The sequence below is a fragment of the Streptomyces albiflavescens genome (genome assembly GCF_014645835.1).
Taxonomy (GTDB): domain Bacteria; phylum Actinomycetota; class Actinomycetes; order Streptomycetales; family Streptomycetaceae; genus Streptomyces; species Streptomyces albiflavescens.
Genome location: NZ_BMMM01000009.1, coordinates 120,014 through 143,173, shown reverse-complemented (window position 1 = coordinate 143,173; position 23,160 = coordinate 120,014). Strand labels below are relative to the sequence as shown.

20 protein-coding genes are annotated in these 23,160 nt (G+C 69.6%); 8 read left to right on the top strand and 12 right to left on the bottom strand.

The genetic code is table 11. The annotated features are described in order from the left end of the window. Positions 1-57: 57 nt before the first annotated feature. Both IEY95_RS24410 and IEY95_RS24405 read right to left on the bottom strand, forming a co-directional pair. Positions 58-1,446 carry a M16 family metallopeptidase gene (locus IEY95_RS24410; protein ID WP_189188253.1) on the bottom strand — a complete coding sequence of 463 codons (1,389 nt, stop codon included), beginning with the start codon at positions 1,444-1,446 and terminating at the stop codon, positions 58-60. Further along, positions 1,443-2,789 carry a M16 family metallopeptidase gene (locus IEY95_RS24405; RefSeq protein ID WP_189188472.1) on the bottom strand — a complete coding sequence of 449 codons (1,347 nt, stop codon included), beginning with the start codon at positions 2,787-2,789 and terminating at the stop codon, positions 1,443-1,445. The genes IEY95_RS24410 and IEY95_RS24405 overlap by 4 nt, the downstream gene beginning before the upstream one ends. 265 nt (positions 2,790-3,054) lie before the next feature. Between IEY95_RS24405 and IEY95_RS24400 the strand changes: the two genes are divergently transcribed. Next, positions 3,055-5,514 carry a DNA gyrase/topoisomerase IV subunit A gene (locus tag IEY95_RS24400; protein ID WP_189188252.1) on the top strand — a complete coding sequence of 820 codons (2,460 nt, stop codon included), beginning with the start codon at positions 3,055-3,057 and terminating at the stop codon, positions 5,512-5,514. A 1-nt stretch (position 5,515) separates the two neighbouring features. Here the strand turns inward: IEY95_RS24400 and IEY95_RS24395 are convergent, their stop codons facing one another. Continuing rightward, positions 5,516-6,658 carry a CobW family GTP-binding protein gene (locus tag IEY95_RS24395; protein WP_373294531.1) on the bottom strand — a complete coding sequence of 381 codons (1,143 nt, stop codon included), beginning with the start codon at positions 6,656-6,658 and terminating at the stop codon, positions 5,516-5,518. A 351-nt stretch (positions 6,659-7,009) separates the two neighbouring features. On the opposite strand from IEY95_RS24395, the gene IEY95_RS24390 reads away from it, so the two are divergent. Next, positions 7,010-7,558 (top strand): DUF6082 family protein, encoded by a 549-nt coding sequence (locus tag IEY95_RS24390; RefSeq protein WP_189188251.1) that lies wholly within the window; start codon positions 7,010-7,012, stop codon positions 7,556-7,558. Between the two features lie 138 nt (positions 7,559-7,696). Continuing rightward, positions 7,697-7,933, top strand: coding sequence for a hypothetical protein (locus IEY95_RS24385; protein WP_189188250.1), 237 nt, complete (start codon positions 7,697-7,699; stop codon positions 7,931-7,933). A 259-nt stretch (positions 7,934-8,192) separates the two neighbouring features. Here IEY95_RS24385 and IEY95_RS24380 read toward each other — a convergent pair whose 3' ends face one another. Further along, positions 8,193-9,368 carry a citrate synthase/methylcitrate synthase gene (locus IEY95_RS24380; RefSeq protein WP_189188249.1) on the bottom strand — a complete coding sequence of 392 codons (1,176 nt, stop codon included), beginning with the start codon at positions 9,366-9,368 and terminating at the stop codon, positions 8,193-8,195. 96 nt (positions 9,369-9,464) lie between these two features. Here IEY95_RS24380 and IEY95_RS24375 point away from each other — a divergent pair, with 96 nt between their 5' ends. The 4 genes from IEY95_RS24375 (at position 9,465) to IEY95_RS24360 (ending at position 14,457) form a co-directional block, all read left to right on the top strand. Next, the gene (locus IEY95_RS24375) at positions 9,465-10,724 is read left to right on the top strand and encodes a citrate synthase (protein WP_189188248.1); all 1,260 of its coding nucleotides are present in this window, start codon (positions 9,465-9,467) and stop codon (positions 10,722-10,724) included. A 147-nt stretch (positions 10,725-10,871) separates the two neighbouring features. Continuing rightward, positions 10,872-11,816, top strand: coding sequence for a ferredoxin family protein (locus IEY95_RS24370; protein ID WP_189188247.1), 945 nt, complete (start codon positions 10,872-10,874; stop codon positions 11,814-11,816). A gap of 212 nt (positions 11,817-12,028) precedes the next feature. Then, the gene (locus IEY95_RS24365; RefSeq protein ID WP_189188246.1) at positions 12,029-13,780 is read left to right on the top strand and encodes an ATP-binding protein; all 1,752 of its coding nucleotides are present in this window, start codon (positions 12,029-12,031) and stop codon (positions 13,778-13,780) included. Continuing rightward, positions 13,777-14,457, top strand: a complete 681-nt coding sequence (locus tag IEY95_RS24360) for a response regulator (RefSeq protein ID WP_189188245.1) — start codon at positions 13,777-13,779, stop codon at positions 14,455-14,457. The genes IEY95_RS24365 and IEY95_RS24360 overlap by 4 nt, the downstream gene beginning before the upstream one ends. A gap of 138 nt (positions 14,458-14,595) precedes the next feature. Here the strand turns inward: IEY95_RS24360 and IEY95_RS24355 are convergent, their stop codons facing one another. Genes IEY95_RS24355 through IEY95_RS24345 form a run of 3 tightly spaced genes read right to left on the bottom strand, consistent with a single transcriptional unit; the run spans position 14,596 to position 17,388 of the window. Next, the gene (locus IEY95_RS24355; protein ID WP_189188244.1) at positions 14,596-15,657 is read right to left on the bottom strand and encodes an ABC transporter substrate-binding protein; all 1,062 of its coding nucleotides are present in this window, start codon (positions 15,655-15,657) and stop codon (positions 14,596-14,598) included. A gap of 50 nt (positions 15,658-15,707) precedes the next feature. Then, positions 15,708-16,583 (bottom strand): ABC transporter permease, encoded by an 876-nt coding sequence (locus IEY95_RS24350; RefSeq protein WP_189188243.1) that lies wholly within the window; start codon positions 16,581-16,583, stop codon positions 15,708-15,710. Continuing rightward, positions 16,573-17,388, bottom strand: coding sequence for an ABC transporter ATP-binding protein (locus IEY95_RS24345; RefSeq protein WP_189188242.1), 816 nt, complete (start codon positions 17,386-17,388; stop codon positions 16,573-16,575). The genes IEY95_RS24350 and IEY95_RS24345 overlap by 11 nt, the downstream gene beginning before the upstream one ends. Positions 17,389-17,550: 162 nt before the next feature. Here IEY95_RS24345 and IEY95_RS24340 point away from each other — a divergent pair, with 162 nt between their 5' ends. Beyond that, positions 17,551-18,243, top strand: a complete 693-nt coding sequence (locus tag IEY95_RS24340) for a response regulator (RefSeq protein WP_189188241.1) — start codon at positions 17,551-17,553, stop codon at positions 18,241-18,243. 67 nt (positions 18,244-18,310) lie between these two features. Here the strand turns inward: IEY95_RS24340 and IEY95_RS24335 are convergent, their stop codons facing one another. The 5 genes from IEY95_RS24335 to IEY95_RS24315 all read right to left on the bottom strand — a co-directional run bounded on the left by IEY95_RS24335 (position 18,311) and on the right by IEY95_RS24315 (position 22,851). Further along, positions 18,311-19,903: a monocarboxylic acid transporter gene (locus tag IEY95_RS24335; protein ID WP_189188240.1), complete on the bottom strand. Its 1,593-nt coding sequence runs from the start codon at positions 19,901-19,903 to the stop codon at positions 18,311-18,313. Next, the gene (locus tag IEY95_RS24330; protein ID WP_229703285.1) at positions 19,900-20,388 is read right to left on the bottom strand and encodes a DUF485 domain-containing protein; all 489 of its coding nucleotides are present in this window, start codon (positions 20,386-20,388) and stop codon (positions 19,900-19,902) included. The genes IEY95_RS24335 and IEY95_RS24330 overlap by 4 nt, the downstream gene beginning before the upstream one ends. 104 nt (positions 20,389-20,492) lie before the next feature. Further along, positions 20,493-21,182, bottom strand: a complete 690-nt coding sequence (locus IEY95_RS24325) for a response regulator transcription factor (RefSeq protein WP_189188238.1) — start codon at positions 21,180-21,182, stop codon at positions 20,493-20,495. Then, the gene (locus tag IEY95_RS24320) at positions 21,179-22,330 is read right to left on the bottom strand and encodes a sensor histidine kinase (protein ID WP_189188237.1); all 1,152 of its coding nucleotides are present in this window, start codon (positions 22,328-22,330) and stop codon (positions 21,179-21,181) included. Before IEY95_RS24320 ends, IEY95_RS24325 begins: the two co-directional genes overlap by 4 nt. After that, positions 22,327-22,851, bottom strand: coding sequence for a DUF1453 family protein (locus tag IEY95_RS24315; protein ID WP_189188236.1), 525 nt, complete (start codon positions 22,849-22,851; stop codon positions 22,327-22,329). The genes IEY95_RS24320 and IEY95_RS24315 overlap by 4 nt, the downstream gene beginning before the upstream one ends. Positions 22,852-23,160: the final 309 nt, after the last annotated feature.

Below are 23,160 nucleotides of genomic sequence, written 5' to 3'. Positions count from 1 at the left end.
CAAAAGGAGACCCAGGTGACTCTTCAGTCACCTGGGTCCTCAAGAAGTCGCGCTGTTCTACTCGGCCCGGACGACGGCCACTTCACCGATTCCGAGCGCCTTGACGGGCTCCTCGATCTGCGCGGCGTCACCCACCAGGACGGTCACCAGACGGTCCACCGGGAAGGCGTTCACGGCGGCCGCGGTGGCCTCCACGGTGCCCGTGGCGGCGAGCTGCTGATAGAGCGTCGCCTGGTAGTCGTCCGGCAGGTGCTGCTCGACCTGGTCGGCGAGCGTGCTCGCTACGGCCGCCGCGGTCTCGAACTTGAGGGGCGCCACACCCACCAGGTTCTGTACGGCGATGTCGCGCTCGGCGTCCGTCAGGCCCTCGGCGGCGAGCGTATGCAGCACCTTCCACAGGTCGTCGAGCGCCGGACCAGTGTTCGGCGTGTCCACCGAGCCACTGATGGCGAGCATCGCGACACCCGTGCCGTCCGGAGCGGAGCGCAGCACCTGGCCGAACGCCCGCACACCGTAGGTGTAGCCCTTTTCCTCGCGCAGGACGCGGTCCAGGCGTGAGGTGAGGGTGCCGCCGAGGCAGTACGTGCCGAGCACCTGAGCGGGCCAGACGCGGTCGTGGCGGTCGGCGCCGACGCGGCCGATGAGCAGCTGCGTCTGGACGGCGCCGGGGCGGTCCACGATGACCACGCGGCCGGTGTCGTCGGCGCTCACCGGCGGCACGGGGCGCGGCTCGGCGGACGAGCCGGTCCAGGAGCCGAGCGTGTCGGCGAGCAGCGCGTCGAGATCGACATCGGTCAGGTCACCGACGATGACGGCGGTGGCCGTCGCGGGGCGTACGTGCTTCTCGTAGAAGGCGCGCACGGTCGCCGAGTCGATCTTCTGGACGGTTTCCTCGGTGCCCTGGCGCGGGCGCGACATACGCGAGGTCGCCGGGAACAGCTCCTTGGAGAGCTCCTTGGCGGCGCGGCGGGCCGGGTTGGCCGTCTCGTGCGGGATCTCGTCCAGGCGGTTGCGGACCAGTCGCTCGACCTCGCTGTCCGCGAACGCCGGTGCCCTCAGGGCGTCGGCGAGCAGACCGAGTGCCTTGGGGAGGCGCGAGACGGGCACCTCGAGCGACAGGCGTACGCCGGGGTGGTCGGCGTGCGAATCGAGCGTGGCGCCGCAGCGCTCCAGCTCGGCGGCGAACTCCTCGGCGGAGTGCTTGTCCGTGCCCTCGGAGAAGGCACGCGCCATGATCGTGGCGATACCGTCGAGGCCCGTCGGTTCGGCCTCCAGGGGCGCGGCGAGGATCACCTCGACGGCGACGACCTGCTGGCCGGGGCGGTGGCAGCGCAGGAGCGTCAGGCCGTTGTCGAGCGTGCCGCGCTCGGGCGACGGGAAGGCCCACGGCTTGGCCTCGCCGGCCTGGGGCTGCGGGTGGAAGTCCATGGTGGCGAGCTCGGTCACTTCGCCGTCTCCTCGTCGGTGTCGTCAGCGGCGTCGGTGTCTTCGGGGGCGATCGGCTCGTAGACGAGCACCGCGCGGTTGTCGGGGCGCAGACGGGCCTTGGCGACCTCCTGGACCTCCTCGGCGGTGACTTCCAGGACGCGCTGCACGGCGGTCAGGGCGAGCTGCGGGTCACCGAACAGGACGGCGTACCGGCACAGTTCGTCGGCACGTCCCGCGACGGTGCCGAGCCGGTCCAGCCACTCGCGCTCCAACTGGGCCTGGGCACGCTCCATTTCCTCGGCCGTGGGGCCCTCCTTCGCGAACCGGGCGAGCTCCTCGTCCACGGCGGCCTCGATGACCGGGACCTCGACGTCGCCGGACGTCTTCACGTCCAGCCACCCCAGGGAGGGCGCTCCGGCGAGCCGCAGCAGGCCGAACCCGGCCGCGACGGCGGTGCGGTCGCGGCGTACGAGCCGGTTGTAGAGCCGGGAGGACTCGCCACCGCCGAGGACGGTGAGCGCCAGGTCGGCCGCGTCGGCCGCGCGCGTGCCGTCCTCCGGGAGCCGGTAGGCGGCCATCAACGCGCGCGCGGGGACCTCTTCCTCGACGACCTCGCGCAGCTGCTCGCCGATGGTCTCGGGCAGCGCGCCGTCACGCGGAGCGGGCTTGCCGTCGTGCCCCGGGATGGAACCGAAGTACTTCTCGACCCAGGCGAGCGTCTGGGCCGGGTCGATGTCACCGACGACCGACAGCACCGCGTTGTTGGGCGCGTAGTAGGTGCGGAAGAACGCGCGGGCGTCCTCCAGGGTGGCCGCGTCCAGGTCAGCCATCGACCCGATCGGGGTGTGGTGGTACGGGTGGCCCTCGGGGTACGCCAGCGCGGTCAGCTTCTCGAACGCGGTGCCATAGGGCACGTTGTCGTACCGCTGCCGGCGCTCGTTCTTGACGACGTCCCGCTGGTTCTCCATGGACTCGTCGTCGAGCGCCGCGAGCAGCGAGCCCATGCGGTCGGCCTCCAGCCAGAGCGCGAGCTCCAGCTGGTGGGCGGGCATGGTCTCGAAGTAGTTGGTCCGCTCGAAGCTCGTCGTGCCGTTGAGCGAGCCGCCCGCGCCCTGGACCAGCTCGAAGTGGCCGTTGCCGTGGACCTGCTTGGAGCCCTGGAACATCAAGTGCTCGAAGAGGTGAGCAAGGCCGGTACGGCCCTTGACCTCGTGGCGCGAGCCGACGTCGTACCAGAGGCACACCGCCGCGACCGGGGTCAGATGATCCTCGGAGAGCACCACGCGCAGGCCGTTGGCCAGGCGGTGCTCGGTCGCTGTCAGGCCGCCGGAGCCTGCCTCAGCTGTGGCCGTGTGACCCATGGGCATGTACGTCCCTTCGATCGCGGAAAACTGCGTATTTCCTGTCGGTCCTGCCACTGTATGCAAGCGCGTCGACAGCTGGCGAAGTTCCCGCGCCTCGTACGCCGAGAGCGAGACTCGCGTAGGTGACAACCGCGTCCCGGGAGGCCTCCCGAGGCCCGCTATGCACGGGTCGCGGTCCGCGTTGTCAGTGGGGCGGTCCACAATGGACCGTGTCAGATCCCGTTCATGCCCCGGCAGAGACTGTGAAGGAGCCGCAGCAGCGATGGCCCGCCGCAGCACGAAGACCCCGCCGCCCGACGACTCGTACGAGGAGAAGATCCTCGACATCGACGTCGTGGACGAAATGCAGGGCTCCTTCCTCGAGTACGCGTACTCGGTCATCTACTCGCGAGCCCTGCCGGACGCACGCGACGGCCTCAAGCCCGTGCACCGCCGCATCGTGTACCAGATGAACGAGATGGGCCTGCGCCCCGACCGCGGCTATGTGAAGTGCGCCCGCGTCGTCGGCGAGGTCATGGGTAAGCTCCACCCGCACGGAGACGCGTCGATCTACGACGCGCTGGTGCGCCTGGCCCAGCCCTTCTCGATGCGCCTGCCGCTGGTGGACGGGCACGGGAACTTCGGTTCGCTCGGCAACGACGACCCGCCGGCCGCCATGCGTTACACCGAGTGCCGGATGGCCGACGCGACGTCACTGATGACCGAGTCGATCGACGAGAACACGGTCGGCTTCACGCCGAACTACGACGGCCAGGAGCAGGAGCCGGACGTCCTCCCGGCGGCCTACCCGAACCTGCTGGTCAACGGCTCGTCCGGCATCGCCGTGGGCATGGCCACCAATATGCCGCCGCACAACCTCGGCGAGGTCATCGCCGCCGCCCGCCACCTCATCCGGTACCCGGGCGCCGACCTCGAGACGCTGATGAAGTACATCCCGGGCCCCGACCTGCCCACCGGCGGCCGGATCGTCGGCCTCTCCGGGATCCGGGACGCGTACGAGTCGGGGCGCGGCACCTTCAAGATCCGCGCCACGGTGTCGGTGGAGAACGTGACCGCGCGCCGCAAGGGCCTCGTCGTCACCGAACTGCCCTTCACCGTCGGCCCGGAAAAGGTGATCGCGAAGATCAAGGACCTGGTCGGCAACAAGAAGCTGCAGGGCATCGCCGATGTGAAGGACCTCACGGACCGCGCGCACGGCCTGCGCCTGGTCATCGAGATCAAGAACGGCTTCGTGCCGGAAGCGGTCCTGGAGCAGCTCTACAAGCTGACGCCGATGGAGGAGTCCTTCGGCATCAACAACGTGGCACTGGTGGACGGCCAGCCGCTCACCCTGGGTCTCAAGGAGCTCCTGGAGGTCTACCTCGACCACCGCTTCGACGTCGTGCGCCGCCGCAGCGAGTTCCGCCGCGGCAAGAAGCGCGACCGGCTGCACCTGGTCGAGGGCCTGCTCGTCGCCCTCCTGGACATCGACGAGGTCATCCGCCTCATCCGCTCCAGCGACAACTCGGCGCAGGCGAAGGAGCGCCTGATCGAGCGCTTCTCCCTCTCCGAGATCCAGACGCAGTACATCCTGGACACGCCGCTGCGCCGCCTGACCAAGTTCGACCGCATCGAGCTGGAGTCGGAGCGCGACCGGCTCAACGGCGAGATCGACGAGCTGACCGGCATCCTGGAGTCGGACGCGGAGCTGCGCAAGCTGGTCTCCGGCGAACTGGCCGCGGTGGCCAAGAAGTTCGGCACCGACCGACGCACGGTGCTCCTGGAGTCCGCGGGCACCCCCGCCGCGACGGTCCCGCTCCAGGTGGCGGACGACCCGTGCCGGGTGCTGCTGTCCTCGACGGGTCTCCTCGCCCGCACGGCCAACGGCGACCCCTTCGGGGAAGCCGAGGACGCCAAGCGCACCAAGCATGACGTGATCGTCTCCGCGGTGCCCGCGACGGCCCGTGGCGAGGTCGGCGCGGTCATCTCTTCGGGCCGCCTGCTCCGGCTGAACGTCATCGACCTCCCGCAGCTGCCCGAGACGGCGGCGGCGCCCAACCTCTCCGGGGGCGCGCCGATTTCGGAGTTCCTGCCCTCCCTGGAGCCGGACGAGACGGTCGTCTGTCTGACGACGCTCGACGAGTCGTCGCCGGGTCTGGCCCTCGGCACGGAGCAGGGTGTCGTCAAGCGCGTGGTGCCCGACTACCCCTCGAACAAGGAGGAGTTGGAGGTCATCACGCTCAAGGACGGCGACCGGATCGTCGGCGCGGTCGAGCTGCGCACCGGCGAGGAGGACCTCGTCTTCATCACGGACGACGCCCAGCTGCTGCGCTACCAGGCCTCGCAGGTGCGCCCGCAGGGCCGTGCGGCGGGCGGCATGGCGGGCATCAAGCTCGCCGACGGCGCGAAGGTGATCTCCTTCACGGCGATCGACCCGGCGGTGGACGCGGTGGTGTTCACGGTGGCGGGCTCGCGCGGCACTCTGGACGATTCCGTCCAGACCACGGCCAAGCTGACCCCCTTCGATCAGTACCCCCGCAAGGGCCGCGCCACGGGTGGTGTGCGCTGCCAGCGGTTCCTGAAGGGCGAGGACTGCCTGTCGCTGGCCTGGGCCGGCGAGGCACCTGCACGGGCCGCACAGAAGAACGGCATGCCCGCCGAACTGCCGGAGATGGACCCGCGCCGCGACGGCTCGGGCGTGTCACTGGCGAAGACGGTCTCGGTGGTGGCGGGCCCGGTGTAGCTCAGCCGGCCTCTTCCAGGCCTTCGGGCTCCTCGCCCTGTACGTCGCTGTCCCGCACTGCGTGGCTGTCCTGCACGTAGCGAAGAACGCCCCACATGCTGTGCTCGTCGGCGTGTGGGGCGTTGTCCTTGCACGCCTCCAGCTCCTTGGTCAGAGCCGCCGTGTCGATGCCGGAGCCGATGAGGACGAGCTGGGTGAGACGCGCCTCGGCACGGCCCCAGGGCTCCGGGTAGAAGCGCAGGAACCGCCCGACGGCATGCACGGCGTACCGATTGAGGCTGTCCTGGACGCCGAAATCGACGTGCCCCTTGATGCGGTAGAGCCCCTCGGACCTGGTGTCGAGGAAGTCCATCACCCGTCGGGCGCTGAGGGGCACGTCTGAGCTGAAGGAGAGGGTGTCGTAGGCGGAGTGCAGATGGTCGCGGTGCTCCTGATGATGGTCCTCCTCGTGCCGGTGGAGATCATCGAAGGACAGCTGCCCGATGCGCTCCTCGCTCGGCCTGCAGTCGAAAAGGAACTCGGGGTCGATCCGGCCGTAGGTGGCGGGCACCACGGCGGCGCGATCGGCGAGTTCCTGGACGACGCGCAGCACCCGCTCGCCATCCTCCGCCCGGTCGGCCTTGTTGACGACGACGAGATCGGCGAGGGCGAGATGCCGGTCGATCTCCGGATGCCTCTCGCGCGTACCGTCGAACTCGACGGCGTCGACGACTTCCACAAGCCCGCCGTACACGATCCGCGGATGCTCACTGGCGAGCACCATCCGCACGAGCTCCTGGGGCTCGGCAAGCCCGCTCGCCTCGATGACGATGACGTCGATACCGGTCGAGGGCTGAGCGAGCCGCCCCAGATACTCATCGAGCTCACTGGCGTCGACGGCGCAGCACAGGCACCCGTTCCCCAGGGAGACGGTGGAATCGCCCAGCGCTCCCGCCACCGCCATGGCGTCGATCTCGATGGCGCCGAAGTCGTTGACGATGGCCCCGATCCGACTGCCGCCGCTGCGGTGCAGCAGATGATTCAGCAAGGTGGTCTTGCCGGCGCCCAGGAATCCGGCGAGGACGACGACCGGGATCTGCTGGGTCGCGCTCCGCTCGATCAGGAGCTGGTCCATCGGGATCGGCTGCGGACTGGGCTGGCTCAACGGGCGACCTCTTTCACACCGGTGCGTACGCCGGTTCACGGACCGGCTCCCGCAGGAGAGCGGCTCACGCACCGGCACTCCTACGAGGAATCAATGCCGACCCAGGATACGAGCGGGAGGAATCGCCGCGAAGTGAACGATTGTTAGCGGCGCTCGCGGGGCACACGTTGGACATGGCGCCGGGACACGCGACCCGCACTTCCCTCCGTGCGCCTCCTCTCCGCCTCCCTGCCGATCAGAGCCGCTCGGCAAAACTGGGAGACGGCAAGCGCGCCGCCCACCGCTCGCCGGTCCGCTCCCTGTCGCCCACACCCGACGACCGGCGGACGGTCGCCTGATTCGGGGGTTGACATGGCCACACAGAATTTTGGGGTACGGGGGTTGAGTTCTGCCGCGACGGCAGGGCTCACGTTCGCGGTCGGGGTCCTCGTGGTCCTGGCCGCTCAACAGCGTCGGTTCGAAGCACTGCGCCTGCGGGTCGCACAGGTGGAACGGACCAACGATCGGGACGCGAGGCTTGCGGAGCAACAACGCCTGCAGGCGTACCTGCTCGACAAGGCTCTGGGCGATCCGGATCTCGCCGAGGTCCTGAGCACCATCGACGAGGTCGATCCGACCAAGCGGCGCCAGTACCTCTTCGCCAACGCGATGTACACCAATGCCCTGCTCGCCTACCGGGTCGGCGTCGTCAACTGGGAAGAGCTGCATGGGCATCTTCGGGTGATCTGCCAGAGCGCGATCTTTCGCGACTACTGGGACGCGACGCGCCATCATCGCGCGAGCCTCAAGCGCACTTCGGAGGAGGCCCGAGTAGGTCAGATGGTGGACGCGCTCATCCATGATCTGGATGAATCAGACACCGAGCAATGGTGGGTCGTGGGTGAACCACCTGAGGAGTAACGCCGGACTTCCCACAACAGAAACAATCAAAGGTTTACCCTGACCCCGCCCGTATCGGGCTACCCTGGCCCCCGGCCTTCGCCTGCCCAGCAGCGTGAGGACCGGGGTCCTTCACGTCTAGAGGCGAGGACCAGAACCTTGAAGATCGTGCGCCGCATCGGTGCGTCCCCCCGCGAACGCGGCAGTCTGTCGGGCGAAACCTGCCCCGATATCTTCGAGCTCAGTGACGGCAACTTCGCCGTCATCGGGACGGAAGCCACAGCGGCGCTCGACGGTGAGCTTCCCGACGACGCCGCGAGAGCGGACTACGAGCGGATCGTCATCGTCAGCCGGGAAACGCTCGTGCGCGCGAAAGCCGATATCCCCGACGCTTGAAGAGGCCGCACGGCCGCGCATGGACACACTCGTCCACTGTTGAGGTCCACCCGGTCACCCCGTTGAGGCCCACCTCCAGAGAACGCGTCCGCGCAGCCCGCGACCTCCCCCTTCCCCTCCCGAACCTTCCCCTCCCGCGCACGTGCACCATCCCCGCCGCGCAGGGACAGATCGAGCAGCCCGGCGTCCACCCGCCAGGGGCGCTCGATGAGAGCTTGGCGAGGTCCGGCACTGATCGGTGCCGGACCTCACGCATGTCTCACGCCACCTGCGGCACCGCCACCGGCGCCCCCGGCCCCACATACCGAGCCACCGGCCGAATGATCTTCGGGTCCTCCGCCTGTTCCAGGATGTTGGCGCTCCAGCCGACGACGCGGGCGGCGGCGAAGGTGGGGGTGAACATCTCGCGGGGCAGGCCGCACAGCTCCATGACCACGCCGGCGTAGAACTCGACGTTCGCGTGGAGTTCGCGGCCCGGCTTGAGCTCGGCCAGGATTGCCTCCACCCGACGTTCGACCTCGACGGCGAAGTCGACCAACGGGCCCCCGAACTGCTGCGCGATGCCGCGGAGCATACGTGAACGGGGGTCTTCCGTGCGGTAGACGGGGTGACCAAAGCCCATGATGCGATCGCCGGCGAGGACACGTTCACGGATCCACGGGTCGATGCGGTCGGGGGTGCCGATCGCGTCCAGTGTGTCGAGGGCACGGCTGGGGGCGCCGCCATGGAGAGGCCCCGAGAGGGCACCGACCGCGCCCACCAGGCACGCCGCCACATCCGCGCCCGTCGACGTGATCACCCGTGCCGTGAATGTTGATGCATTGAATCCGTGATCAATGGTCGATATCAAGTACTGCTCGACCGCACGGGCGCGCGCGGCGTCCGGCTCCGAACCCGTCAACATGTACGCATAGTTGGCCGCGTACGCGAGGTCGTCACGTGGCTCCACCGGCTCCAACCCCTGCCCGAGCCGGTACAGCGCGGTGAGCAACGTCGGTACGGCCGCGGACGCCGCCAGGGTGTCCGCTCGACGCCGGTCGGCGTCAATGTCGTACACCGGCCGGAACCCCAACGAGGCGCCGAGCAGCGAAAGCGCGGTGCGCAGTCCGGCGAGTGGCCCCGACAGCCCCGTCGCCGCGGCGATGGCGGGCAACGCGGCCCGCACCTCGCGCGGCAGTCCGCGCAGCTCCGCGGTCCGCGCGGTGAAGGCGGCGCGCTGAGCCGCGTCGGGCAGTTCGCCATGGACCAGCAGATGCCAGACGTCCTCGAAGCCACGGTTCTGCGCGAGTTCGACGGCCGAGTACTGGCGGTAGTGGTAGAAGCCCTCCAGCCCCCTGACGTCACCCACCTCGGTGTCGGTGACGACGACGCCCGCGAGTCCTCGCGGTACGTCGACAGGCGCCATGGATGCGGTCGCGGCCCGGTTGATCGGCATGTTTCCTCCCTGGACTTGATTCGACTGTCCATGCTTGACTCAATTTCTGTCAATGTTGATTAAATCAATGTGCCGATACATGGATACGGTGACGCCATGAGGGATCGAGAAGCGGCAGCGCCAGGGCACGAGGGCCGACGGCTCAGCACCAAGGAGACCGCCGAGCTGCTCGGGGTGAAGCCGGAGACCGTGTACGCGTATGTGAGCCGCGGTCAGCTCAGCAGCCGGCGCGAACCCGGAGGGCGTGGGAGCACCTTCGACGCCAAGGAAGTCGAGGCGCTCGCGCGGCGCAACAGACGGGAGAGCGGCGGGAGTTCGAGCACCGGCGGCGAACTCTCGGTCCGTACCGGCATCACCCTGATCGACAAGGACCGGTACTACTTTCGTGGCGTCGACGCGACCGAACTGGCCGCGCGGTACTCCTACGAAGAGATCACCGAATGGCTGTGGACCGGAGAGCTGCGCCCCGGCGTCACGTTCACCGCCCCGGAGGCGTCCGTCGCCGTCGCCCGCCGCGCGGTCGACGCGCTGCCCGAGCACAGCGGCCCGACGGACCGGCTGCGCGTCGCCACGATCGCCGCGGCGACCGCCGACCCGCTGCGCTTCGACCTCTCCGAGGATGCCGTCCTCGGCACCGGACGCACCCTCATCCCCACGCTCGTCGCCGCACTGCCGCCCATGAGACACGACCACCGCGACGAGGGCCCGCTGGCCCACCGCCTGTGGGCACGGCTCACCGGCCGTACGCCCGACGACGCGTCACTGCGTGTGCTGGACACGGCACTTGGGTTGCTCGTCGACCACGACCTGGCCGCCTCGACGCTCGCGGTCCGGGTCGCCGCGTCGGCCCGGGCCCACGCGTACGCCGCCGTGTCGGCCGGCCTGGGCGTGCTCGAAGGCCCGCTGCACGGCGCGGCCAGCGGACTCGCGCACCGGCTGCTCCTCGACGTGCTGGACCGCGGCACCGCGGCTCCCGTGGTCGCGGACGAGCTGCGCGCCGGACGCCGCGTCCCGGGGCTCGGCCACCGGATCTACCCCGGCGAGGATCCACGCGCGCGTGCCTTGTTCGCCCTCCTGGAGGAGGTCCCCGGCGCGGCGCCCGCGCTGGCGGCGGCCCACGACATCGTCACCACCACCGCCCGCCACACGCACCTGCACGCCAACGTCGACCTGGCCCTGGCGGTCCTCACCGTCTCCTCCGGCATGCAGGCCTCCGCGGGCGAGACGGTCTTCGCCATCGCCCGCACGGCGGGCTGGATCGCCCACACCTTGGAGGAGTACGAGGAGCACCCGCTGCGCATGCGCCCCAGCGGTCGGTACGTGGGCGCGCGCCCACCACAGCCCCTGCCCGGCTGAGGCGGTCTGCTGCAAGGGGCGCAGGCAGGGAGGGCGCTCCCCGGGTGAGCGCCCCCATGCCCTGCCGCGCGCCGAGAGCGCCCAAAATGCGCCCCCGTCCGCGCGGCTGGAAGCCACCCTGCCCCAAGTCAGGTTAGGCTCACCTCTGTGAGTACGTGCACGACCGCGTCGCGGCACCTCGACGAGCCCCTCGCGGGGACCGCAGCCACCGCGAGGACCTGGCTGTTGATCGAGCAGCCCGGTCCCTGGGGTGCGAAGGCGCTCACTTCGAGCCACCTGGACCCCGTGCTCGGCCGCGCTCTCGAAGCGGCCGCGGAGGGCACCGGCGTACGGATCGCACTCATCCGCCGCCCCGGACGGCACGCCGACTGCGGTACGCCCTCCGAGCGCCAGGTGTATGCGGCCCACACCACTCCGGGAAACGCGTGGTTGCACAGCGCCACAACATCCGACCCGGAGCAGGCACTCAACCTCGACTTCGCCGCGCTCGGCATGGGTGACCCCCATACGTTCGACACGGCTCTCCAGGGTCGGCCCCACATAGGTGGCCCACTCGCCCTCGTCTGCACCAACGGCAAGCGCGACCGCTGCTGCGCCCTGCTCGGACGCCCCCTCGCGGCCCAGCTGGCCGCCTCCGGGGTGGAGGGCACCTGGGAGGTCACCCACCTCGGCGGTCACCGCTTCTCACCCACGCTGCTCGTCCTGCCGTACGGATACGCGTACGGGCGCGCCGAGGCCCACGCCGTCAAGGAGATCCTCCAGGGCGTCCAGGAGGGGCGTGTGATCACCGAGGGATGCCGCGGGAGCTCGGCCTGGGAGCGGCCGGGCCAGGCGGCCGAGCTGGCCGTGCGTACGGCCACCGGAGAGCATGCCGCCGATGCCTTGACCGTGGTTCGCACGGATGGCGCCGCCCCGCGCTGGGAAGTCACCGTCGCCCACGCCGACGGCCGCCTGTGGCGCGTGATCGTCGCGCGGGGCGCCTCGCTGCCGCCCCGCCCGGAGAGCTGCGGTTCGGCCCTGGGGTCGCCGGCCCGGATGGACGTAGTGGCGGTGCGGGAACTGGCGCGGTCGGCGCTCGCCGTGCCCTGCTGACGGCGGATCCCGGACCGGGCCGCTCCACGCTGTCCCGTCGATGCTGTCCCGTCGATGCGCCTTCCTCCCGATGGGACGCCCGCACGACCGGCTGAGCTCCGACACGATGCCCGCACGTCCTCCGAGCGCTGCGACTGCTCCCACTCCGGACGATCAAGAGATCCATGCCACACCCCTACGGCGGAGCCCGCACGCCCCCGTACCGTCTACGTATGAGCCCCACTCCCCCCGCGCGACGACTGCGCCTCGGTCTGCCGCGCCGGGTGTTCTCCCAGGTGCTGCTGATGCAGGTGGCGATCGCCGCGGGAGTCGCCGTGCTCGCCACCGGGCTGTTCCTGGCGCCGCTGAGCAAGCAGCTGGACCAGGAGGCCATGCGCCGCGCCCTGGCCATCGCCCAGACCACGGCACAGGACCCGCAGATCGCCGAAGGCGTCCAGAACACCCCGCCGACCAGGAACGGCCCGGTGCAGAAGGAGGCCGAGCGGATCCGGCACGCCACGAACGCCGAATACATCGTGGTGCTGGACCGGCGATGGATCCGCTGGTCGCATCCCACCCCCAGCGAGATCGGCCGCCAGGTCTCCACCGACCCGCGCGACGCCCTGGCCGGCAAGGAGGTCATGGAGATCGACAAGGGCACCCTGGGCCGCTCGGCCCGTGGCAAGGTGCCCCTGTACGACGCCGACCACCGGATCATCGGGGCCGTCTCGGTCGGTATCGCGTACGACAGCGTGCGCGCCCGGCTGATCAGCGCGATCCCGGGGCTGTTCGCCTACGCCGGCGGTGCTCTCGCGGTGGGTGCGCTGGCAGCCTGGCTGATCTCCCGGCGGGTGCAGCGGCAGACCCGGGACCTGGCCTTCTCCGACATCTCGGCGCTGCTCGCCGAGCGCGAGGCGATGTTGCACGGCATCCGGGAGGGCGTGGTCGCCCTCGACCGCGGCGGCCGCATCCGGCTGCTCAACGACGAGGCACGGCGGCTGCTGGGCATCGGCGACGAGGCCGTCGGCAAGTCCCTGGACGAGGCGCTGGGCGAGGGTCGTACGGCGGACGTCCTGGCCGGACGCGTCACCGGCACCGACCTGCTGACCGTCCGCGGCCAGCGCGTCCTGGTCGCCAACCGCATGCCCACCAACGACGGCGGCGCCGTCGCCACCCTGCGCGACCGCACGGAACTGGAGCAGCTGGGCCGCGAACTCGACTCCACACGCGGTCTGATCGACGCACTGCGCGCCCAGGACCACGAGCACGCCAACCGCATGCACACGCTCCTCGGGCTGCTCGAACTGGAGATGTACGACGACGCCGTGGAATTCGTCGGAGAGGTGGTCGGCGACCACAGGGTGACCGCGGAACAGGTCACCGAGAAGATCCACGACCCGCTGCTCGCCGCCCTGCTGGTCGGCAAGGCGACCGTCGCGGCCGAGCGCGGTGTCGCCCTGTGGATCTCGGACCGGACCCTGCTGCCCGATCGGCTGATCGACCCGAGAGGACTGGTCACCGTCGTCGGAAATCTCGTCGACAACGCGCTGGACGCCGTCGCGGGCACGCCCCACGCGCGCGTGGAGGTCGAATTGCGCGCCGAGGGGCGTACCGCCGTACTGCGGGTACGGGACACCGGCCCCGGAATCCCCGAGGAGCGGCGGGAGTTGATCTTCACCGACGGATGGACCACCAAGAAGCCTCCGGCGCACGGCAAGCGCGGGATCGGCCTCTCCTTGGTGCGCCGGCTCGCCGAGCGGCAGGGCGGCGGCGCCGCGGTGACCGAGGCGGACGGCGGGGGCGCGGAGTTCACGGTCGTTCTGCCGGAGGCGCTTACCGAGCCGGGGCTCGCCCCGGAGCCCCAGGGTCCGACGACACCTGATGCGGCCGTTGCGCCCGAGCCCCACCTCGTGCCGGGCCCGTCCCTCTCTGCGGAGACCACCACTGCCATGGACGCCACGGACGCCAAGGAGGAGTCGCGATGATCGAAGTCCTGGTCGTGGACGACGACACCCGGGTCGCGCGGGTCAACGCCGCCTACGTGGAGAAGGTTCCGGGCTTCCATGTCGCGGGCGAGGCGCACAGCGCGGCCGAGGCGCTGAGCCGGATGGAGGCGCTGCCCCACCTGGACCTGGTCCTCATGGACCACTATCTGCCGGACGAGACGGGCCTCGCGGTCGTCCAGGAGATGCGCCGACGCGGCCACCAGACCGACGTGATCATGGTGACCGCGGCCCGTGACATCTCGACGGTTCAGGCCGCGATGCGGCAGGGCGCGCTCCAGTACCTGGTGAAGCCGTTCGCCTTCGCGGGCCTGCGCGCCAAGCTGGAGGCGTACGCGGATCTGCGCCGCACCCTCGACGGCGGCGGTGAGGCCGAACAGTCCGAGGTGGACCGGATCTTCGGCGCCCTGTCGGCGCGCGCGGAGCCGGATCTGCCCAAGGGCCACTCCCCCACCACCGCGGAGCTGGTACGCCGCGCCCTGATGAACGCGGAGGGCCCGCTGTCGGCCCAGGAGGTCGCGGAGGAGACCGGGCTGAGCCGGCAGACCTCCCAGCGCTACCTGAAGCTCCTGGAGCGCACCGGGAGGGCCAGGCTGACCCTCAAGTACGGCGACGCGGGCCGCCCGGAGCATCGCTACGTCTGGGCGACCCGCGCCTGAGTGCACAGCCGGCAGTGCGGGGGAAGCGGCCGCGCACCACCGCGCGTACGGCTGTCAGGGGAGCACAGCCGTACGCGCGCGAGGAGAGCTCAGCCGGTGGCTTGTTCAGGAAGGCCGTCGCCGGCCTTCCTCGCGGACTCAGCCGGTGGCGTTCTGCACGAACTCCGTGGTGTACGTCTTGCTCAGATCCACATCGGCGTTCTTGATGTTGGGGTTGAACGCCTTGAGGACCTTCTCGACCGTCTCGGGGCCGTCCTTGGGCATCACGCCGTCCTTGGTGAACATCGGCAGCGTGCTCTGGATCGCCCCGGCGTAGAGGGTCTTGTTGCCCTGGGAGTAGTCGGCGGGCATCTTGGCGGCGATGTCGGACGCGCTGTGCGTGGACATCCACTTGAGGGTCTTCACGAAGGCGTTGGCCAGCTTCTGGACCGTCTCCTTGTGGCCGTTCACCCAGTCCGTCTGCATGTAGAGGCTGGACGAGGGGTACGGCCCGCCGAGCGCCTCCTGCGACCCCTGCGGCGTACGCATGTCGATGAGCACCTTGCCGAGGTTCTTCTGCATGACCGTGGCGACGGTCGGGTCCGTCGTCATGCCGCCGTCGATGGCCCCCTTCTGGAGGGCGGAGATGAACGTCGGCCCGGCGCCGACGGCGACCGGTGTGAACTCGCTGACCTTCACGCCGTTCTTGACCGCCAGGTACTTCGTGAGGAAGTCGGTCGAGGAGCCGAGTCCCGTGATGCCGAGCTTCTTGCCCTTGAAGTCCTTGGGCGAAGTGATGTCGTCCGCCTGCTTGTTGGAGACGATCTCCACCTCGCCGGGCGCGTGGGAGAACTGCACGACGGACTCGACCGACTTGCCCTTGGTCTGCAGATCCAGGGTGTGGTCGTAGAAACCGACGGCTCCCTGCACCTGTCCGGAGACAAGGGCGGTCTCGGCCTGAACACCGGCGGGCTCGCTCAGGAGCTGAACATCCAAGCCCTCGTCCGTGAAGTAGCCGAGTCGCTGCGTGAGCATCGCGGGCAGGTAGATGACCTTGTCCAGGCCGCCGACCATGATCTTGACGTGTTCACCCTTGCCGCCACCCCCATTGCTGCCGGAGTCGGCCGTGGTACTGGCCGCGTCGTTGGCGCAGGCGGTGAGCGAGGTGAGGGCGAGCAGACCGGCGGCTGCCAGCGCGGAGTATCTGGCGGTCTTGCGCATGGTGGGTCACGTCCTTGTGAGAGAAGAGGGTTGGTACCTGCGACGACGGGTCAGCGGTCGGAGTCCGACGGCTTCCACCGGAAGATGCGGCGCTCGGCGAAGGTCAGCAGTCCTTCGGCCAGCAGGGCGACGACCGCGAGGATGACCATCGCGGCGTACACACCGGCCGCGTTGAAGGTGCCCTGCGACTGGGCGACGAGCAGGCCGATGCCCTTGGTGGCGCCGATGTACTCGCCGACGATGGCGCCGATGAGCGCGAAGCCGAAGCTGACATGGAGGCTGGTGAAGATCCACGAGGTGGCGGACGGGATGACGACCTGAAGCGTCACCCGGCGGTCGCTGGCGCCGAGGATCCGGGCGTTGGCCACCAGATTGCGGTCGACCTCCCGGGCGCCCTGGAAGGCGTTGAAGAAGACCGGGAAGAAGACCAGCACCACGGCCGAGGCCACCTTGGAGGCCGGCCCGAGCCCGAACCAGATCACGAAGATGGGCGCAAGGACGATCCTCGGTATCGAGTTGAGCACCTTGATGTATGGACCAAAGACATCGGCGAGGAAGGCGATCCGCCCCAGCGCGATACCGAAGACCACACCGGCGACCACACCGATGACCCAACCGAGCAGCGCTTCGTGGAGCGTGTACCAGACCTGCTCCCCCAACGATCCGAGCGCGGTCCCGTGCATCACCCACGTGTAGATCTGGTCCCAGATCTTCGACGGCATCGAGAAGTTGAACGGATCGATGACCTTGGCCCGCGCGAACACCTCCCACAGGCCGAGCACGGCGACCAGAAGCAGTGCGCGGGCAGCGGCGACGATGGCCTTGCGTCTGCGTGCGGCCTGGGCGCGGGAGTGTGTACGCCCCTTGTTGCCGGGCTCGGTCATCGTCAGGGCGACAACGGCCTCGGGCATGATGTCAGGCGACATTCGCCGCACCCCTCTCGCGGGTGATGCGGACCTCTTCGCCGAGCGATTCCCAGATCTCGCGATAGATCTCGATGAAGCGCGGCTCCAGGCGCACTGATTCGACCTTGCGCGGTCGTGGCAGATCGATGTCGAAGACGTGTTTCACGGTGGCGGGGCCGGCGGTCATCACGACGACCTTGTCGGCGAGCGCGATGGACTCCTCCAGGTCGTGGGTGACGAAGACGACCGAGGCGCCCGTGCCTTCCCACAGTTCGAGCAGTTCGTCGGACATCAGGGCCCTGGTCTGCACGTCGAGCGCCGAGAAGGGCTCGTCCATCAGCAGGATCTCGGGGTCGTTGACGAAGGTCGCGGCGAGGGCGACACGCTTGCGCTGGCCGCCGGAGAGCTGGTGCGGATAACGGTCCTCGAAGGCCGCGAGCCCGACCCTGGCCAGCCACTCGCGCGCCTTCCGCTTCGCCTCCGCCTTGGGCACACCGCGGAAGCGCGGGCCCGCCATCACATTCGACAGGACCGTACGCCAGGGGAACGTGGCGTCCTGCTGGAAGACGAAGCCGACCTTGTCGCCGACGCCGGCTACCGGCTCACCGGCAACCAGGACCTCGCCCTCGGTGGGCTCTTCGAGCCCGCTCACCAGGGTCAGCGTGGTCGACTTCCCACAACCGGTGGGGCCGACGACGGCTACGAACTCGCCCTGGCCGATGGTCAGGTCCAGCTCCCTGACCGCCGTGTGCAGACCCCCTGACGGGGTCTTGAAGATCTTGCTCGCGCCCCGTAGCTCGATGGCGGGGCTGGTGTCTGCGCTCATGGCCGGGGACGGTAGATGTGGCGCGGGCCACAGCATCAGTCTTCTGGGCACATGGAGTTCTTTTGCTTGCAACAGCCTGTTGTGCTCTTTTTGCTCGCGCTACAACAGCGGAGCCGAAACACGGGCTTAACGCTCGCCAGGCCTTGAGGGAAAAGAGGCCCGATGATTGACGTCCTGGTCGTGGACGACGACTTCCGCGTCGCCGAGATCAACGCCAAGTACGTGGGAAAGGTTCCCGGCTTCCGGGTGGCCGCCCGCGCACACAGTGCTGCCCAGGCCATGGCCGCCGTCGAGCGTGCGCCCATCGACCTGGTGCTGCTCGACCACTATCTGCCCGACCGGACAGGCCTCGAACTCGTCCACCGGATGCGCGAGCACGGTCATGGCACCGACGTCATCATGATCACCGCGGCCAGTGACGTGGTCACCGTGCAGGCAGCGATGCGCCTGGGCGCCCTGCACTATCTGGTCAAGCCGTTCACCTTCGCGGCCCTGCGCACCCGCCTCGAGTCCTACGCCGCCCTGCGCCGTACTGTCGACCGGGTGGGCGGCCGCGGCGTGGCGGGCCAAGAGCAGGTCGACCGCATCTTCGGCGCCCTGCGCACCGCGCCCGCGCCCTCGTCACCGGGGCTGCCCAGCGGTCACTCGGAGCCGACCACAGACCTCATCTGCGACGTACTGCACCGCGCGAGCCACCCGCTCTCGGCGCACGAAGTCGCCGCCGAGACCGGCCTCAGCCGATCCACCGCCCAGCGGTATCTGCGCCACCTCGAACAGGCCGGACGTCTGCGTCTCTCACTCAAGTACGGAGACACGGGGCGGCCCGAGCATCGGTACGCGTGGGTTGCTCCATAGGCCCGGACGGTCCGTGCGCGGCGGCTTCGGCTTCCCCGGTTCGCCGCGTACGTCTCTGGAGGCGCCCTCAGACGGCCCCGGCTCCGGTGAGCGCGCGCACCTCGGTCTCGGCGTGCTTGGCCTCGTCGGGCGGCTCCGCGGACGTCACCGTGCCGAGCCAGCCGGCGAGGAAGCCCAGGGGGATCGAGACGAGACCCGGGTTCTGCAGCGGGAAGTACTGGAAGTCCACACTCGGGAACAGCGATTCGGGGCTCCCCGACACCACCGGTGAAAGGAGCACGAGCGCCAGCGCGGGCACCAGGCCGCCGTATACGGCCCACACCGCGCCGCGCGTCGTGAAGGACCGCCAGAACAGCGAGTACAGCAGCACCGGCAGGTTCGCGGACGCGGCGACCGCGAAGGCGAGACCCACCAGGAAGGCCACGTTGAGATCGCGGGCGAGCAGCCCGAGCGCGATCGCGGCGACGCCGATCCCGACAGCCGCCGCACGTGCCACGGCCACCTCGCTGCGCGGCTTCGCGTGCCGACGACGCAACGACGCGTACAGGTCGTGGGCCACGGACGCCGAGGAGGCGAGGGTGATTCCGGCGACAACCGCCAGGATGGTGGCGAAGGCGATGGCGGCGACGATCGCGAACAGAACCGTTCCCCCCGTGGAATTCACGCCGCCACCCAGATCGAGTGCCAGCAAGGGAACCGCCGTGTTCCCCGCCGCGTTCGACCCACGCACCGCCTCCGGGCCGACGAGCGCGGCCGCACCGAAGCCCAGCACGATCGTCATCAGATAGAAGCCCCCGATGAGCCCGACCGACCAGACCACAGAACGGCGCGCGGCCCGCGCGGTCGGCACCGTGTAGAACCGGGACAGGATGTGCGGCAGCCCGCCCGTGCCGAGCACCAGAGCCAGGCCCAGGCTGATGAAGTCGAAGCGCGCGGTCCAGCTCCCGCCGTACTTCAGCCCTGGCGCGAGGAAGGCCTCACCATGCCCGCTGCGGTCCGCCGCCGAACGCAGCAGCTCGTTGAAGTCCCCGTGGAAACGCACCAGGACCAGCACGGTCAGCGCCATCGCCCCGCTCAGCAACAGCACAGCCTTGACGATCTGAATCCATGTGGTGGCCCTCATCCCTCCCAACGACACATAGATCACCATGAGCGCGCCGACGCCGATCACCGTCCAGTTCCGTGCGGCCTCGCTCGTACCCCCGAGAAGCAGAGCGACCAGGCTGCCCGCTCCCACCATCTGCGCCACCAGATACAGAACGGACACGGTCACCGAGGAGGTTCCCGCCGCGATCCGCACCGGTCGCTCGCTCATCCGGGCCGCGACCACGTCGGCGAGGGTGAACCGTCCGCAGTTGCGCACCAGTTCGGCCACCAGGAAGAGAACCACGAGCCAGGCCACGAGAAACCCCACGACGTACAACAACCCGTCGTAGCCATAGAGCGAGATGAGCCCTGTGACACCCAGGAACGAAGCCGCCGACATGTAGTCGCCGGAGATGGCAAAACCATTCTCCATCGGCGAGAACAACCGCCCGCCGGCATAGAACTCCTCCGCCGAACCATGCCGGTTACGGCTCACCCATGTCGTGATCGCCAGAGTCACTGCCACAAACACGCTGAACAGCAGCAGCGCCAGCGTCTGATGGTTGCCGGTCACCGCTCACCACCTCTGACGTTCCGCGTCAGCTCCTGGGTGTCCCAGCGCAGATCGAGCGCGGCCCGGTCCCGGCGCAGCCGCGCATGCCGCGCGTACGCCCAGGTGAACAGGAACGTCGTGAGGAACTGCCCGAGCCCCGCGAGCAGCGCCACGTTCACAGCACCGGCGACGGGCCTGGCCATGAACCCGGGCGCCGTCGTCGCGGTCACCACATAGCCCACATACCAGGTGAAGAACAGGGCGACGCCAGGGACCACGAACCTCCGGTACCGCCTGCGCACTTCCTGGAAGGCGGCGCTGCGCTGCACCTCCAGATAGACGTCGGCCGTCCCGCCCATCCGCCCTTCGTACTCCGGGCGCGCGGCCGGCACGGCAGAAGCGGGCGCACCCGTGCCGTCCAACTCACCCCAGCCGGAGGCGAGCGCGTCGTACCAGGGGTCGTCGAACCGGACCTTCCCGGTGTCGCCGCCGTCGTGCTTCTCCACCGAACTCTCCTTGTCCGCAGCCCGTTTCGGCCGCGTGCCCAAGGATGGGCAGATCGGGAAGATCCCGGACTCTTCTCCCCGTGCTCTTCACCCCATCAGGTGACTCAGTCCACCGGTGGCCGTACGAGGCCCTTTCCATAGGCGTAACGGACTGCCTGAGCTCGGTCCTTGAGTCCCGTCTTGGCGAAGAGGTTGTTGATGTGGGTCTTCACCGTGGCCGTGGAGACATGCAGCTTGCGAGCGATCTCCTGATTGCTGAGCCCTTCCGCGATCAGCAGGAGCACCTCGGTCTCGCGTGCGGTGAGCCCGTCCGGCGCCTCGGTGAACGGGGCCGGCTCCGCCTTCGGCTCCGACAGCCGCTCCAGCAGTCGCCGCTGAATGCTCGGTGAGAGCCCCGCGTCTCCGGACAGCACACTCTCCACCGCCCGTACGATCTCGTCGCCCCCCGCGTCCTTGGTCAGATAGCCACGAGCCCCTGCTCTGAGCGCGGGAAACAACGACTCGTCGTCCGCATACGTCGTGAGCACGACGACCTGCGTCCCAGGGTGCTCGGCTCGGATGCGCCGAGTAGCCTCGACACCGTCGCAACGGGGCATGCGCAGGTCCATCAGCACAACGTCCGGAGCGAGTTCGGCGACAAGCTCCACTGCCTCGTCCCCGTCGCCGGCCGCTCCGACGACCTCGATCCCGGGCAACAACCCCAGCAGCATCACAATGCCCTCGCGCACCACGGTCTGGTCGTCCGCCACCACGACCCGCGCCGGCTTCCTGCCCGCCTCCTCCGTCTCTGTCATACGGGCACCTTCAGCGTCACCACGAACCCCTCCTCGTCAGGCCCGGCGTCCAACGAGCCACCCAGCAACTCGGCACGCTCTCGCATGCCCAGCAGACCGTACCCGGCTCCCGAGCCGCTGAGCTCGCCCGGCGGCCCGCCCGAATCCCGTACGTCCAAGGTCACTTCGTGCTCGCCGTAGACCAGCCGCACGTGGACCTTGGCGCCCGGAGCATGCTTGCGCGCGTTCGTCAGAGCTTCCTGCGCGACTCTGCGTACTGCCTGCGAGGCCTCGGCGGGGAGCGCCTGCCGTTCGCCCGTCACGGTGACCTCGGCGCCGTCGGCCGTGGCGACGAGCTCGCTCAGGAAGTCCTCCACCGGGGACATCTCGCCGCGCAGCGCGGAGAGCGCCTGCCGGGTCTCCGCGAGCCCCTCACGGGCCATGCCGCGTGCCGCCACGACCCGTTCGAGAATCGTCTCCCGGTCCGCGCCCCGCTCGATGAGCAGCCGGGCCGCCTCGAGATGCACAAGCTGCGCCGAGAGGCTGTGGGCCAGCACATCGTGGATCTCCCGGGCGATCCTGGTCCGCTCGGCGAGCGCCGCCGACTCCGCCTCGGCCAGCCGTGCCGCACGCTCCTGGGCCAGCAGCCGATGGGCGCTGCCGCGAGCCTCCGCGTCCAGGCGCAACACGTAACCGCCCAGGACGAGCCCCACCGTCGTGGCGACCGTGGTCAGCCACACATCGTTGTTGACCGCCGCGTACGCGCCCAGTGCCACCGAGGCGACGGGCAGTGCCGCCGCGAGAGGCAGCCGTTCGATGGCGCTGATGGCGCACCCGCACCAGAGGACCAGAGCCGGTACCCGGAAGCCCATGCCCTGCCCCACGGTCGCGATGGCGAGCAGGAGAGCGAGGAGCCCCAGGGAGGGCAGCAGGCGGTGTTCGAGCGTGGTCCGCCAGAAGGCCCGCGCGGCGACTGCGCACACGAGGATTCCCACAACGCCCGCCGCCGCACCCCAAGCGTGCAAGTGGCTGTTCGCGAAGGTCGACGCGATGAGCGCACCCAGGGCGAGGGCCCTCGTGGTCCAGGCGAGCGCGCGCCGGGCCCTCGGCACTCCCTCTCGGGAGAGCGCCTCGCGGGAAGGCCAGCGATTCCAGGCGTTCTCGGTCACACGTGCTCCTTCCGCGAGCCCAGGGGCACGCCGTCACCGTACGCCGTGCCCTGCCCGATCGCCGAGCTCAGGGACTGCGAGCGCCAGACCAGGAGACCGGTGCGCACCAGCAGGGTCGCGGCGAGTGCGAGCAACAGAGCGGAGGAGCCCTGGTGGACGCCGAGCAGCGCTCCGATGCCGAACAGGCCCACGCGCAGACCTATGCCCACGATCCATACGGCCACGCTGGCCTTGGTGCTCTTGCTCCACACCGAGCCGTCCGGCTCCGCCCAGGTCCGCGTGGTCCATGCCCAGCCGGCCCCGATGGCCAGGCCTATGAGCAGTTCGGTGCCGAGCAGGAGGATGGCCTCGGTCCGGTGGTGGGGGTCGATCAATCCGGGCTCCCGCACAGCGATGAAGACCAGGACGGCGGGCACGATCCACCAGCGCCTGTCCGTGCTGATCCTGCGGGTGCGGAACTGGCGCGCGATCACGAGTACGACAACGGCGCAGATCACCAAGGCATTGGCGAGCCCGGACATCACAGCCTCCGTGGGCGAGGAAGGGCGGGTACCGACAGCGGGAACTGCCGACGCCTTCGACGCTACGGAAATCGGCTGGTCAGCAGATCGGAGCCGGGGTGGATCGTGGGTGGATCCCCCACCGCCCCACGCCTCCACCCACGGGTGGAGACCCGCTTCCGGCCACCGAGGCCGGGTGGCCAGGCCAAGGGCCTTTCGCCCCCTCCGCCCCTACCCATCCCGACCCTCGGGGCGGCGGCCCCCAGGGCCGCGATTAGGGGGTTTCTGATGGATCTCCGTGGAAGAAGGAGCGGCGTTCGGTGCGTGCTC

What these genes read in the sequence shown, in the direction of transcription:
- IEY95_RS24400 (WP_189188252.1), top strand. Translation starts at nt 3,055, where the DNA reads ATGGCCCGCCGCAGCACGAAGACCCCGCCGCCCGACGACTCGTACGAG.
- IEY95_RS24355 (WP_189188244.1), bottom strand. Translation starts at nt 15,657, where the DNA reads ATGCGCAAGACCGCCAGATACTCCGCGCTGGCAGCCGCCGGTCTGCTC.
- IEY95_RS24350 (WP_189188243.1), bottom strand. Translation starts at nt 16,583, where the DNA reads ATGTCGCCTGACATCATGCCCGAGGCCGTTGTCGCCCTGACGATGACC.
- IEY95_RS24315 (WP_189188236.1), bottom strand. Translation starts at nt 22,851, where the DNA reads ATGTCCGGGCTCGCCAATGCCTTGGTGATCTGCGCCGTTGTCGTACTC.
- IEY95_RS24345 (WP_189188242.1), bottom strand. Translation starts at nt 17,388, where the DNA reads ATGAGCGCAGACACCAGCCCCGCCATCGAGCTACGGGGCGCGAGCAAG.
- IEY95_RS24365 (WP_189188246.1), top strand. Translation starts at nt 12,029, where the DNA reads ATGAGCCCCACTCCCCCCGCGCGACGACTGCGCCTCGGTCTGCCGCGC.
- IEY95_RS24380 (WP_189188249.1), bottom strand. Translation starts at nt 9,368, where the DNA reads ATGCCGATCAACCGGGCCGCGACCGCATCCATGGCGCCTGTCGACGTA.
- IEY95_RS24360 (WP_189188245.1), top strand. Translation starts at nt 13,777, where the DNA reads ATGATCGAAGTCCTGGTCGTGGACGACGACACCCGGGTCGCGCGGGTC.
- IEY95_RS24375 (WP_189188248.1), top strand. Translation starts at nt 9,465, where the DNA reads ATGAGGGATCGAGAAGCGGCAGCGCCAGGGCACGAGGGCCGACGGCTC.
- IEY95_RS24325 (WP_189188238.1), bottom strand. Translation starts at nt 21,182, where the DNA reads ATGACAGAGACGGAGGAGGCGGGCAGGAAGCCGGCGCGGGTCGTGGTG.
- IEY95_RS24340 (WP_189188241.1), top strand. Translation starts at nt 17,551, where the DNA reads ATGATTGACGTCCTGGTCGTGGACGACGACTTCCGCGTCGCCGAGATC.
- IEY95_RS24390 (WP_189188251.1), top strand. Translation starts at nt 7,010, where the DNA reads ATGGCCACACAGAATTTTGGGGTACGGGGGTTGAGTTCTGCCGCGACG.
- IEY95_RS24405 (WP_189188472.1), bottom strand. Translation starts at nt 2,789, where the DNA reads ATGGGTCACACGGCCACAGCTGAGGCAGGCTCCGGCGGCCTGACAGCG.